The sequence below is a fragment of the Bradyrhizobium jicamae genome (assembly GCF_018130695.1).
In the GTDB taxonomy this organism is placed as follows: Bacteria; Pseudomonadota; Alphaproteobacteria; order Rhizobiales; family Xanthobacteraceae; genus Bradyrhizobium; species Bradyrhizobium jicamae_B.
In genome coordinates, this window is record NZ_JAFCJX010000016.1 from 58,398 (window position 1) to 71,444 (window position 13,047).

The window sequence follows — 13,047 nt, forward strand, 5'->3', positions numbered from 1 at the left end:
CTCGCAAAGCTGGGACTGCCATGACCGCGCCGCTGAAGGCGATCGACGGCAACGCCGATCTCTCCGCCCTGATGAACGACCTCGCTGCGAAAGCGCGCGCTGCCGCGCGCGTGCTGGCGCTGGCGCCGCCGGAGCAGAAGAACCGCGCGCTTGAAGCCGTTGCGCGCGCGATCCGCGCCAACGCGCCGGCGATCCTGGCGGCCAATGCCGAGGATGTCGCGGAAGCGCGTGCCGGCGGCACGACGTCCGCCTTCCTCGACCGCCTGACGCTGACGCCGGCCCGCATCGAGGGCATGGCCGAGGGCGTTGCGACCGTGCGCGACATTCCCGATCCCGTGGGCGCCGTGACGGAGAGCTGGCGGCGGCCGAACGGCATGACCATCGAGCGCGTGCGCGTCCCGCTCGGCGTGATCGGCGTGATCTTCGAAAGCCGTCCGAATGTCGCGGCCGACGCCGGCGTGCTCTGCCTCAAGTCCGGCAATGCCGTGATCCTGCGCGGCGGCTCCGACAGTTTCCGTTCCTGCCGCGCGATCCATGAATGCCTGGTCCAGGGCCTGCGCGAAGCCGGTTTGCCTGAAGCTGCGATCACCCTGGTGCCGACGCGTGACCGCGCAGCCGTCGGCCTGATGCTGTCGGGCCTGAACGGCGGCATCGACGTGATCGTGCCGCGCGGCGGCAAGAGCCTTGTCGCTCGCGTCGAGGCGGAAGCGCGCGTGCCGGTGTTTGCGCACCTCGAAGGCGTGAATCATGTCTATGTCGACGGCAGCGCCAATCTCGACATGGCGAAGTCGATCGTGCTGAACGCCAAGATGCGCCGCACCGGCGTCTGCGGCGCGGCCGAGACGCTGCTGGTCGATCGCAAGGCGGCGCCGACAACGCTGAAGCCGCTGGTCGAGATGCTGCTCGAGTCCGGCTGCGAGGTGCGCGGTGACGAGGCCGTGCAGAAGATCGACGCGCGGGTGAAGCCGGCCTCCGACGACGATTGGAACGAAGAATATCTCGACGCGATCATCGCTGCACGCGTCGTCGACGGCGTCGACGCCGCAATCGCGCATATCCAGAACCACGGCTCGCGCCACACCGATGCGATCGTGGCTGAGGACGCCAAGGCTGCGGAAAAGTTTCTGAGCCAGGTCGACTCCGCGATCGTGCTGCACAACGCCTCGACGCAGTTCGCCGATGGCGGCGAGTTCGGCTTCGGCGCCGAGATCGGCATTGCCACCGGTAAATTCCACGCGCGTGGTCCGGTCGGCGCTGAGCAGTTGACGAGTTTCAAGTACCGCGTCCACGGCACCGGACAGACGCGGCCGTGATGGCAATTTAACGCGCGGCAGAGCCCTTGCAGCACGCTTCGACCGCGCCGATGTCAGCAGCCCAGGCTTTGCCGTTCTACACCAACGGCATGCGCATCGGGCTGCTCGGCGGCTCCTTCAATCCGCCGCACGCCGCGCATCGCGCGATCAGCCAGTTCGCGATCAAGCGCCTGCGGCTCGATCGCGTGTGGTGGCTGTTAACGCCGGGCAATCCGCTGAAGAATCATGACGGCCTGCATGCACTCACCGAGCGTGCTGCGGCCGCGCGCCGCGTCGCCGACGATCCGCGCATCGACATCAGCTGTCTCGAAGCTGTCATCGGCACGCGCTATACCGTCGACACGATCATCCACTTGCGTCGCCGCGTCTCCGGTGTGCACTTTGTCTGGATCATGGGCGCTGACAATCTCGCGCAATTCCATCGCTGGAAGGACTGGCGGCGCATCGCCTCCGATGTGCCCCTCGCCGTGATCGACCGTCCGCCCCAGAGTTTTCGCGCCCTCGCCGCGCCGGCGGCCCAGGCGCTTGCCCGCTACCGCATGCCCGAAAATCAGGCCTCCCGCCTCGCCGATCAGCAGGCACCGGCCTGGGTTTTCCTCACCGGCATGAAATCCAATCTGTCTTCGACCGGCCTTCGGAACCCGGATGGGAGCTGGCGGACGGTGTGAGGGTATGGGGGCGACTGGAATATTGAAACCGTTAACCCCACATGCATAGAATGGTCCGTGGGCGCCATGGATTCGGCTCCCGCGATACAGTGAAAGGAATGGTCCCTGGCCACATCTGTATTGTCAGAGTCTGTTTTACCCAAGGTTCCCAAGACGTCACGTCCTAAGACTGCGCGTAAAACATCGACGAAAACCGCGGCCTTGCAGGCGACGCAACCCGACGCCAACAAGACGCTGAATCTGATCCTCTCCCGCCTCGACGATATGAAGGCGGAAGAAACGGTCACCATCGACCTTCGCGGCAAATCCGCATATTCCGACTACATGATCGTCACGACCGGCCGGGCCAACCGGCATGTCGGCGCGATCGCGGAAAATGTGACGAAAGCGCTGAAGGAAAACGGACAGAGCAAAATCCATGTCGAGGGCTTGCCCAATTGTGACTGGGTTCTGATCGATTCCGGCGACGTGATCGTGCACGTGTTCAGACCCGAGGTGCGCGAGTTCTACAATCTCGAGCGATTGTGGGCTCAGAACCCGGCAGCCGCGGCGGTCTAAGGCGTAGCGAAGCCGATGCGAATCGGCAGCAGCGCAGCTAAATTGCGCTGATGCGTCTCGTCGTCATCTGCATCGGCCGGCTGAAACAAGGTCCGGAACGGGAGCTCGCGGAGCGCTACCGCGAGCGCTTCGAGGATATCGGCCGCAAGCTCGGCTTTCGCGGCCTCGAGATTCATGAAATTGCGGAAAGCCGCGCCCGCGATGCGGCTGCGCGAATCGCGGAAGAAGCGGCGGCGATCACAGCCCTGCTGCCGGATAAATACGCGCTGGTGGCACTGGACGAGCGCGGCAAGAGTGTCGACAGCGCAAGCTTCGCGGCGCAGCTTGGCCGCTGGCGCGACGAGGGCAGTGCAAATACGGTGTTCGTGATCGGCGGCGCGGACGGACTTTCGCCTGAATTGCAGCGCAAGGCACAGCTACGCATTGCGTTCGGCTCGGCGACCTGGCCGCATCAAATGGTTCGCGTCATGCTTCTGGAACAGATTTACCGAGCCGCCACGATTCTGGCTGGCCACCCCTATCACCGCGCGTGAATGCGTCGTGATGCGAAAGCGCTGAACGGGACGAATGCACTTCAAGCGGCATATGAATCTCGACGCTGACACCGCCCGTCGCGGGAGTCTGCTTGCGTCGCTGCCGCTCGCCCTGCACCTGGCCATTGCGCCCGCGCATGCACAGAACGCCCCGGTGCCGCAGCAGGCGGCCGCAACCTCGCCCGACGCCATCAAGCAACGCGAGCAGGAGCTCGAGGCCGCGCGCGAGCAGCAGCGCAAGGCGGCCGAGCTGCAGGAAAAGCTGAAGGCCGATATCGCGGCGATCGGCCAGGATCGCAGCAAGCTCAATGAACAGCTGATCGATATTGCCGGCCAGGTGCGCGGCGTCGAGACGCGGATTGCGGATACTGAGGCGCGGCTGCGCCAGCTCGACGGTCGTGAGCGCGACATCCGCGCCTCGCTGGATTCGCGCCGCGCCGACATTGTCGAGGTGCTCGCAGCGCTCCAGCGCGCCGGCCGCCGCACGCCGCCGGCGCTTTTGGTGCGACCCGAGGACGCGCTGCAATCGCTGCGCACCGCAATGCTGCTAGGTGCGGTGGTGCCGGAATTGCGCAGCCGCGCGGAGAAGCTCGCGACCGACCTCGGCGAACTGGTCGCACTGCGCAAGACGATCTCGACCGAGCGCGACGGCCTGGCGCGTGACCGCGACAAGCTGAGGGATGATCAGGTCCGCCTCTCAGCCCTGGTCGACGAACGGCAGCGCCAGCAGAGCGCGGCTGAAAAGGACATGGAGGCGGAAGGCGCCCGCGCGATCGCGCTGTCGAAGCAGGTCGGCGACCTTCAGGGCCTGATCGCCAAGATGGAGCAGGACCTCAAGAGCGCCGCCAAGGCGGCTGCCACCGCCAATCTGCAGGGGGCACCGGCACCCGTGAACGGCAAGCCGAATCTGGGCGCTTTCAAGGATCCCGCCCGCCTCGCCCCCGCGGTCGCTTTCGCTTCGGCCAAGGGATTGTTCTCCTATCCCGTGAATGGCAGCAAGATTCGCGAATTTGGCGGTTCCGATGGGGCGGGTGGCGTCCAAAAAGGCATCTCTTTGGCCGCGAAACCGGGCGCGCAGGTCACAACCCCGTGTGACGGCTGGGTTGTTTACGCCGGTCCATTCCGCTCCTATGGTCAACTCTTGATCCTCAATGCCGGGGGCGGGTATCATGTCCTGATCGCCGGGATGGAGCGCATTTCGGTAAACATCGGCCAGTTTGTTCTTACGGGGGAGCCGGTCGCGACGATGGGATCGACATCTCAGGTCGCATCCATTCTGGCGACCAATGCGAGCCAGCCTGTGCTCTATGTCGAGTTCCGTAAGGACGGCACTCCAATCGATCCAGGCCCATGGTGGGCCACAAATGAAGGCGAAAAGGTTCGCGGATGATGCGCAAGACTTCTGTAATCCTCCTCAGCGCCGCTGCCGGCGCGGCACTGACGCTGTTCGTGACCCAGCCCCGCGCGATACTGATGGGTTCGAGCGCGCGTGCGGCGACGTCGGACACCTATCGTCAGCTCAATCTGTTCGGCGACGTGTTCGAGCGCGTGCGCAGCGACTATGTCGAGAAGCCCGATGATTCCAAGCTCGTGGAGTCCGCGATCTCGGGCATGCTGTCCGGCCTCGATCCGCATTCGAGCTACATGGATGCCAAGAGCTTCCGCGACATGCAGGTGCAGACCCGCGGCGAGTTCGGCGGCCTCGGCATCGAGGTCACCATGGAAGACGGCCTGATCAAGGTGGTCTCGCCGATCGACGACACCCCGGCCTCGAAGGCCGGCATCATGGCCAACGACATCATCACCACGCTCGACGACGAGGCCGTGCAGGGCCTGACCCTGAACCAGGCGGTCGAGAAGATGCGCGGCCCGGTCAACACCAAGATCCGCCTCAAGATCATCCGCAAGGGCCAGGACAATCCGATCGACGTCACGCTGGTGCGTGACAACATCCGCGTCCGCTCGGTGCGCGCCCGCGTCGAGGCCGATGACATCGCCTATATCCGCATCACCACCTTCAACGAGCAGACCACCGAAGGCCTGAAGAAGGAGATCGCCAATCTCTCCGGCCAGATCGGCGACAAGCTGAAGGGCTACATCATCGACCTCCGCAACAATCCGGGCGGCCTGCTCGAAGAAGCGGTCACGGTGTCCGACGCGTTCCTGGAGCGCGGCGAGATCGTCTCGACCCGAGGCCGCAATGCCGAGGAAACCCAGCGCCGCGCCGCCCATGCGGGCGACCTGACCAAGGGCAAGCCGGTCATCGTGCTGATCAACGGCGGCTCGGCTTCGGCCTCCGAAATCGTCGCCGGCGCGCTGCAGGACCACAAGCGGGCGACGCTGGTCGGCACCCGCTCGTTCGGCAAGGGCTCGGTGCAGACCATCATCCCGCTCGGCTCGGGCAATGGCGCGCTGCGCCTGACCACGGCGCGCTATTACACGCCGTCGGGCAAATCGATCCAGGCCAAGGGCATCGTGCCCGACATCGAGGTGCTGCAGGACGTGCCGGAAGAGCTCAAGGCGCGCACCGACACCAAGGGCGAAGCCTCGCTGCGCGGCCATCTGAAGAACGACGGCGACGAGAAGACCGGCTCGCAGTCCTACGTGCCGCCGGACGCCAAGGACGACAAGGCGCTCAAGATGGCCGACGACCTGCTACACGGCATCAAGTCGACCTCCAGCGCAACCCCGGCGCCTGCTGCGGCCGGCGACAAGGCCGCGGTCGACAACAAGCCGGCCAAGGCCGCGAACTAAAGGCTGCGAACTGATCGCCACGACGAGATTGATTGCAAAGGGCGGCCCTCGGGCCGCCCTTTTTGCTTGGGGTATCAGCCCCCGAAGGCCCGACCGTGCTTTGACGGAGCCCATCTCGGGCGCGGGAACATGCCGCGCCGTGGTATCTTCGCGCAGCTGATTCGGGGAGGTTCATGGCAGAGGCGGCTGACGAACTGAGCACGCCGCTCGGGCAGAAGACGGTAAGCAGGAAGCGCCGGTTTCGCCTGCCCTTCACGGCGATGCAGGCGCTTGCCGTGCTGCTCGGCCTCGTCCTGGTTGCCTTCGCCGGCGTCGCCTTGTTCAACGACAATCCGCTCGGCGGCGAACCGATCGCCCGCATCGCGCTCCGCAAGACCCCGCCCGCGGTCGACGACAAGCATGCGCCGGCCCCCGCCGCCGCATCCGGCCATAGCGAGCCGGTCGTCAAGGCTGCGCCCAAGCAGGCGCCGGCAGGCGATACCAAGACCGTCACCATGATCGATGGCTCGACCGGCAAGCGCCAGGACGTCGTGATCGGCGCCGGCGATCCCAGCGACAAGGCCGGCGGCGATGCACCGGCCCCCACCATGGCGATGGCCGGCGTCGATCCGCGCCTCTTGGAAAAATCCCGCTACGGCATGATCCCCGTAGTCGCCGACGGCCTGAAGCCCTTCACGATCTATGCGGCCGAGGCCGACCGCGCCAAGGCCGCCAGGATGCCGGTGGTTGCGATCGTGGTCACCGGCCTCGGCGTCGGCGCGGCCAAGACCACCGACGCCATCATGAAGCTGCCGCCGGCGGTGACGCTGGCCTTCACGCCCTATGGCGCCGACCCGACCAAGCTTGCCGAACGCGCCCGCACGCAGCGCCACGAGATATTGCTGCAGATCCCGATGGAGCCGTTCGACTATCCCGACAATGATCCGGGCCCACAGACGCTGCTGACGACGTTGAATTCCGAGCAGAATCTCGACCGCTTCTTCTGGCACCTCAGCCGGTTCCAGGGCTATGCGGGGATCGCCAATTTCATGGGGGCCCGCTTCGTCGCAACCGATCCGGTGATGCAGCCGATCGTCCGCGAGGCCGCCAAGCGCGGGCTCGGCTATTTCGACGACGGTTCCACCCCGCGCAGCGTGGCCTCGTCGCTGGCCGCCGGCCAGGCGATGCCGTTCGCCAAGGCCGACTTTGCCATCGATTCGGTGCCGACCTCGGCGGAAATCGACCGCGCGCTGGCCAAACTGGAGACGCTGGCGAAGGAACGCGGGACCGCAGTCGGCGTCGCCTCGGCACTGCCGGTGTCGATCGAGCGGCTAAGCGCCTGGGTCAGGACGCTGGACGCCAAAGGCATCATGCTTGCGCCATTGACAACGGCGATGCTGAAACCAAAATCAGGCTAGAGATATCAATCTGTTGGTCCGGCATGCCGGGTTGGACGGTTCAGGGAGTGGGTGAGGTATCGACGGAATGGCGCGTTACGAGGACCTGCCCTACCGGACCTGCGTCGGCATCATGCTGCTGAATGCGGCCGGACTGGTCTTCATCGGGCGACGTGCCGGCGGCGTCGAGCATGTCGACGACAGCCATGTCTGGCAGATGCCGCAGGGCGGCGTCGATCCCGGTGAAGACACCTATCAGGCCGCCAAGCGCGAGCTCTACGAGGAGACCAGCGTCAAATCGGTCGAGAAGCTCGCCGAGGTCGATGACTGGCTGATCTACGACATTCCCCGCACCGTCGCCGGTCGCGCCTGGAAGGGCCGCTATCGCGGCCAGCGCCAGAAATGGTTCGCGCTGCGCTTCACCGGTAAGGACAATGAGATCAACGTCGCCAATCCCGGCGGCGGCCACAAGGCCGAGTTCATCACCTGGCGCTGGGAGCCGATGAAGAATCTTCCGCAGCTGATCGTGCCGTTCAAGCGGCCGGTCTATGAGCGCGTGGTGCAGGAATTCGCCACGCTCGCCGCCAAGTAACGCCCACCGCGTAAACCAATGTCAGACAAACCCTATCGCCCCAATGTGGGGATCGCGCTGTTCAACGCCGACGGCCGTGTGCTGATCGGCCACCGCTTCAAGGATGACGGGCCGGAGATCGTGCTGCCCGGTCTCGACTGGCAGATGCCACAAGGTGGCATCGATGAGGGCGAGGATCCGCGGCAGGCGGTGATGCGCGAACTCTGGGAAGAGACCGGCGCGGTCAACGCGGCCTATCTCACCGAGACCGACTGGATGACATACGAATTCCCGACCTATGACGGGCCGGCCTCGCATCGGCTGGCGAAATTCCGCGGCCAGCGTCAAAAGTGGTTCGCGCTGCGCTTCACAGGCCGTGACGCGGAGATCGATCCGCTGACGCCGCGCAACGGCCAGCCGGCGGAATTCGACCAATGGCGCTGGGAGAAGCTCGACCGCGTCGCCGATCTCGTGGTGCCCTTCCGCCGCGAGGTGTATCGCAGCGTCGCCAAACGCTTTGCGGAGTTCGCGCGCTAACTCATCGTCGAAGCAGCCCGTGCATCGCCGGGCGTCATGCCATAGGTGGCGCGGAACACGCGGTAGAACGTCGCGATACTGTCGAAGCCGCAGGCAAAGGCGATATCGTCGATGCCGCGCGCCGGCGCACCTTCCAATAAGCGCCGCGCCCGCTGCAACCGGACGACTGTCAGCGTTCGGGCAAAGGACACCCCGGTCGGCTCGAACAGCACATGCAGTTGCCGGAGTGAAATGCCGAGCTCGGTCGCGACCGCCGCTGGCGTCAGATCCGGCAGATGCAGGTCACGTCCGACGATCTCACGCGCGGCGTGAAGCAGCCCGGCGCGAAGCGCTGCGCGGATATCATGCTGCCGCGGGCGCAGCCGTCCGCGCGCAAGCAGGGCCAGCCGCACCATGTGATCGATGTCGTCGGCGAACTCCGCGGCCTGCGCCGGCGCTCGCGCCATTGAGCGAAACATGGCGCCGACGAGCCGCGTCAGGCCGGCATCGCGCTGCAGCGCCGCCGGCACGATGTCGTCGGCGCGCGCGCCGAGCAGCAGATCGGGTCGCACGGGAATCTTCAGGCTGAAGAAGTGAAACCCGTCCGAGCGCTCCGGGACCGATGCGAACGGCAGGTTCGAATGGCCGAAGCAGAGATCGCCTTCGAAGACGAACTGGGTACGGTCGCGGCCGGTGTTGAGATGGCCGGGTCCACGCACCTGCCACGACAGATGCAGGCTGTCACTGCCGACGCGCGCGATGTCGCTCATGGTGCGGCCGACCCGGTAGGAAGTGGCCTTCATCTCGGCGAACACGGCATCACCGATCGGCGTCGCGGAGAAACGGCCCTCGAAATCGGCGCGCCTCTCGCGCTCCAGCTCGATGGTGACACCGAACAGGTTCTTGCCGCGGACCTCGCACCAATGGTCGAATCGGTCTTGCGGGCGGAGATTGTCGGTCGAGAAGGTCAGCACGGCGTCGTGTCTTGTTGGCTAGTGTGGTCCGACTGCGAATGGCCCAATTGCAATCACATGGCAATCGCTGTCACGCTTGGCGCATTCGGCGAGCGCCGCGTTGACCGCCGTCTGCTCGTTGGCGGTCTTCAGTCCAAGCCCCGGGCGGCCCTGGGTGCCGACGGCCACGGCGTTCCAGCCGGACGATGCGTCGGCCAGCTTTTGCGCGACATCGTTCCGCTCATTCGGCGTGATCACCGCGCTGTCGGCCGGCTTGAAGAAGCCGATCGCATGCAACGTGGTCGGAATCGGCACCACGAACACATCGTCGACCGCGACGATCATGCAGGGCACGCCGACAAGGGCACCGCAGCTCTGCAGGCTGCGGCGTGATCCTTCCTCGAGGCTTTCCATGGCGGTGTTGAAGAAAAACTGACCGCCTGGCGCGAGCGCGATCGTTCGCGTCTTCCTGCCCGACACAAAATTGGCTTCGAGACGATTCTTTCCGGGGTCACGCACCAGGGGCAGGTCCTTGGTCGCGTACGGCTTCTCGACCAGCGGATCGCGTTTGACCCAGGGCTGCGGCGGCAGCGGCGGCTGACCATGGCCATAGACCACGGTGTTGCCGACCGCATAGAGCTCGCATTTGCGCGGCGCATTGGCCGCGTCGGCGCGCTTCTGGCACTGCTCGAGCGCGGCCGTTTTCGCTGCATCCTCGTTGGCCTGCCCCATGACCCAGCCGGTGAAGCCGTTGATGTTGATCGCGAACGCCTTCGCGTCGCCGCCGGTGACATAGTCTGTGCCGAGCGCGCCGCGATTGCGGTCGCTGATGAAGGGCACGTTGTCGGCCACGAATTTCTCGCCCGAGGCAATCGCCGGCGGCCCTGGCGGAGGTGGTGGCGGCGGCGGAGCGACCGCAGCGATCGTCGGCACAGGCGTCGGCGTTGACGCAGCAGCTGGCGCTGGCGAGGCGACCGGCGTGGCTGATGGTGACATCGCGGCAACCGGAGTCGGCGCGCGGCTCACCACGGCCGCCGGCTGCGAGGCCGCGTTCTCCAGCTTGGTGTAATACAGGAAGCCGCCGACGCCGATCGCGGTCAGCAGCACCAGCGTCGCTGCGGCCGGCCACATCCAGCTCGGCGTGCCCGCGGCCGCGGGCTTGGCCGGCTTCTTCACCTGCGGGATCGCGTAGGTGCCGTCCTCGCGCCGCATCGCCACCATATAGGCGTGCACAGGCGTCGGGATGTTCTTCACTTCCTGCGCGCCGATGTCGGCGAACTGCACCGACAATTTGTTGGCGACCTGCTCGTGCACCGCGCGCGAGACGCAGATGCCGCCGACCTCGGCGAGGCCTTCGAGGCGCGCAGCAATGTTGACGCCATCGCCGAGGAGATCGCCATCACGCTCGACGACGTCACCGATGGTGATGCCGATGCGGAACGCCATCTGCCGGCTCGGCGGATAGGCCATGTTGCGCGTGCGCAAGCTCTCCTGGATGTCGATCGCGCAGCGCACGGCTTCCACCGCGCTCGGGAATTCGGCCAGCACTGCATCGCCGGCGGTGTTGAAGATGCGGCCGCCGCCCTTGGCGATGAAATCGTCGGTAACCTGCCGATACGAGGCGAGGCGCCGCAGCGTCTCCTCTTCGTCCTCGGCGACCAATCGGCTGTAGCCGGCAATATCGGCCGCGAAAATCGCCGCGATCTTGCGTTTCATCAATGCCAGCCCCGAACCACAATCAGCCGCGGGCAGAATGCCGCCAGAAGTTCCCCGGCGCAACAAATAAGCGCCCGCCACGGTGTGGCGAGCGCTGAAATTGTTCAGGTTTTCGTGCGCTGAATCAGAAGCCCTGGGGCAGCCTTAGTGCATCGCCGTGGTGTTGAGCTCGTGCTGGATGCTCTTGAAGTGATCGAGCCGCTCGATGGCGTGGTCGAGTTCGGAGCCTTCCTTCTCGGCGAGCTTTTCCTGCATCTCATTGATGGTCTCGGCGAACTGCGCGCGATCGATATCGGCGAGCGCGGTCGCGACGTCGGCGAGCACGGTGAGGCCCTTGTCCGACACTTCGGCAAGACCGCCGAGCACGATGACCTTCTCGCGCTTGCCGGCCGCGGTGATGGTCAGGATGCCCGGGCGAACCGCGGCGACGACCGGGGCGTGACCGGCGAGCACGCCGAAATCACCCTCCACGCCGGGAACGTCGACCTGATCGACCTCGCCGGAGAAGGCGAGCTTTTCGGGAGAGACGAGATCGAAGTGGAAGGTGGCCATGGATAACCTGCGAGTAGCGAATTGCGAATGGCGAGTAGGGAAGAAAGGAAGTGGCGGCTATCTATTCGCCACTCCCTATTCGCTATTCGCCTCTTAGGCGGCTTCCGCCGCCAGCTTCTTGCCCTTCTCGACGGCTTCTTCGATCGTGCCGACCATGTAGAAGGCCGCCTCCGGCAGGTGGTCATACTTGCCCTGGCAGAGATCGCGGAAGCCCTTGATGGTGTCGGCGAGGTCGACGAACTTGCCCGGCGATCCCGTGAAGATTTCGGCGACGTGGAACGGCTGCGACAGGAAGCGCTCGACCTTGCGGGCGCGGGCCACCGTCAGCTTGTCCTCTTCCGACAGTTCGTCCATGCCGAGAATGGCGATGATGTCCTGCAGCGACTTGTAGCGCTGCAGCACCTGCTGGACCATGCGCGCGGTGTTGTAGTGCTCCTCGCCGACGACGAGCGGCGAGAGCATGCGCGAGGTCGAGTCGAGCGGGTCCACCGCCGGATAGATGCCCTTTTCGGAGATCGCGCGCGACAGCACCGTGGTGGCGTCCAAGTGCGCGAACGAGGTCGCGGGCGCCGGGTCGGTCAAGTCGTCGGCCGGCACGTAGATCGCCTGCACCGAGGTGATCGAGCCCTTCTGCGTGGTGGTGATGCGCTCCTGCAGCGCGCCCATGTCGGTCGCGAGCGTCGGCTGATAACCCACGGCCGAAGGAATACGGCCGAGCAGCGCCGACACTTCCGAGCCGGCCTGGGTGAAGCGGAAGATGTTGTCGACGAAGAACAGCACGTCCTGGCCCTGGTCGCGGAAGTGCTCGGCGACGGTCAGGCCGGTGAGGCCGACGCGGGCGCGGGCGCCGGGCGGCTCGTTCATCTGACCGAACACCAGCGCGCACTTCGACTTCACGCTCGGATCCGGATTGTGCGGATCGGCGTTGACCTTGGATTCGATGAACTCGTGATAGAGGTCGTTGCCTTCGCGGGTGCGCTCGCCGACGCCGGCGAACACGGAGTAGCCACCGTGCGCCTTCGCGACGTTGTTGATCAGCTCCTGAATCAGCACGGTCTTGCCGACGCCGGCGCCGCCGAACAGGCCGATCTTGCCGCCCTTGGCGTACGGGGCAAGGAGGTCGACGACCTTGATGCCGGTGACGAGAATTTCAGCTTCGGTGGACTGGTCGGTGTAGGTCGGCGCCTCCTGGTGGATGGCGCGCAGGCCTTCCGACTTGATCGGGCCGGCTTCGTCGATCGGCTCGCCGATCACGTTCATGATGCGGCCGAGCGTGCCGTCGCCCACCGGAACCGCGATCGGCTGGCCGGTGTCGGTCACTTCCTGGCCGCGCACCAGACCTTCGGTCACGTCCATCGCGATCGTGCGCACCGTGGATTCACCGAGGTGCTGCGCAACTTCCAGCACGAGGCGGATGTTGCCGTTCTTGGTCTCGAGCGAGTTGAGAATCGCGGGCAGATGGCCCTCGAACTGCACGTCGACGACGGCGCCCATGACCTGGGTGACGCGACCGACCGGGTTGGCTGTGGCCATGATT

At 65.6% G+C, this 13,047-nt stretch carries 13 protein-coding genes; 9 read left to right on the top strand and 4 right to left on the bottom strand.

The window, feature by feature from the left end; translation table 11 throughout:
- Positions 1-20 precede the first annotated feature (20 nt).
- The 9 genes from JQ604_RS23255 (at position 21) to JQ604_RS23295 (ending at position 8,310) form a co-directional block, all read left to right on the top strand.
- Positions 21-1,313 carry a glutamate-5-semialdehyde dehydrogenase gene (locus JQ604_RS23255; protein ID WP_212362361.1) on the top strand — a complete coding sequence of 431 codons (1,293 nt, stop codon included), beginning with the start codon at positions 21-23 and terminating at the stop codon, positions 1,311-1,313.
- 50 nt (positions 1,314-1,363) lie between these two features.
- On the top strand, positions 1,364-1,981 hold the full coding sequence (locus tag JQ604_RS23260) for a nicotinate-nucleotide adenylyltransferase (protein WP_212362364.1): 618 nt from the start codon (positions 1,364-1,366) through the stop codon (positions 1,979-1,981).
- A gap of 201 nt (positions 1,982-2,182) precedes the next feature.
- A complete protein-coding gene (gene rsfS, locus JQ604_RS23265) occupies positions 2,183-2,539 on the top strand; it encodes a ribosome silencing factor (RefSeq protein WP_212362368.1) in 357 nt (118 codons plus the stop codon).
- Positions 2,540-2,589: 50 nt separating this feature from the next.
- Positions 2,590-3,072 (top strand): 23S rRNA (pseudouridine(1915)-N(3))-methyltransferase RlmH, encoded by a 483-nt coding sequence (rlmH, locus tag JQ604_RS23270; RefSeq protein ID WP_212362371.1) that lies wholly within the window; start codon positions 2,590-2,592, stop codon positions 3,070-3,072.
- 52 nt (positions 3,073-3,124) lie between these two features.
- Entirely contained in the window at positions 3,125-4,462 is a 1,338-nt protein-coding gene (locus JQ604_RS23275) for a murein hydrolase activator EnvC family protein (protein ID WP_249158585.1), read from the top strand.
- A complete protein-coding gene (locus JQ604_RS23280; protein ID WP_212362376.1) occupies positions 4,459-5,826 on the top strand; it encodes a S41 family peptidase in 1,368 nt (455 codons plus the stop codon). The genes JQ604_RS23275 and JQ604_RS23280 overlap by 4 nt, the downstream gene beginning before the upstream one ends.
- Before the next feature lie 173 nt (positions 5,827-5,999).
- Positions 6,000-7,223 carry a divergent polysaccharide deacetylase family protein gene (locus tag JQ604_RS23285; protein ID WP_212362379.1) on the top strand — a complete coding sequence of 408 codons (1,224 nt, stop codon included), beginning with the start codon at positions 6,000-6,002 and terminating at the stop codon, positions 7,221-7,223.
- Positions 7,224-7,290: 67 nt separating this feature from the next.
- On the top strand, positions 7,291-7,794 hold the full coding sequence (locus JQ604_RS23290; protein WP_212362382.1) for an RNA pyrophosphohydrolase: 504 nt from the start codon (positions 7,291-7,293) through the stop codon (positions 7,792-7,794).
- Positions 7,795-7,812: 18 nt separating this feature from the next.
- The gene (locus JQ604_RS23295; RefSeq protein WP_212362385.1) at positions 7,813-8,310 is read left to right on the top strand and encodes an RNA pyrophosphohydrolase; all 498 of its coding nucleotides are present in this window, start codon (positions 7,813-7,815) and stop codon (positions 8,308-8,310) included.
- Here JQ604_RS23295 and JQ604_RS23300 read toward each other — a convergent pair.
- From JQ604_RS23300 to atpD, 4 genes are all read right to left on the bottom strand, one after another.
- Positions 8,307-9,263: a helix-turn-helix transcriptional regulator gene (locus JQ604_RS23300; RefSeq protein ID WP_212362388.1), complete on the bottom strand. Its 957-nt coding sequence runs from the start codon at positions 9,261-9,263 to the stop codon at positions 8,307-8,309. The two genes, JQ604_RS23295 and JQ604_RS23300, sit on opposite strands and share 4 nt — an antisense overlap.
- Before the next feature lie 18 nt (positions 9,264-9,281).
- Complete coding sequence (locus JQ604_RS23305) at positions 9,282-10,958, bottom strand: adenylate/guanylate cyclase domain-containing protein (protein WP_212362391.1); 1,677 nt, start codon at positions 10,956-10,958, stop codon at positions 9,282-9,284.
- A 144-nt stretch (positions 10,959-11,102) separates the two neighbouring features.
- On the bottom strand, positions 11,103-11,510 hold the full coding sequence (locus tag JQ604_RS23310) for a F0F1 ATP synthase subunit epsilon (RefSeq protein ID WP_212362394.1): 408 nt from the start codon (positions 11,508-11,510) through the stop codon (positions 11,103-11,105).
- Between the two features lie 93 nt (positions 11,511-11,603).
- Complete coding sequence (gene atpD / locus JQ604_RS23315) at positions 11,604-13,043, bottom strand: F0F1 ATP synthase subunit beta (RefSeq protein ID WP_212362397.1); 1,440 nt, start codon at positions 13,041-13,043, stop codon at positions 11,604-11,606.
- Positions 13,044-13,047 lie beyond the last annotated feature (4 nt).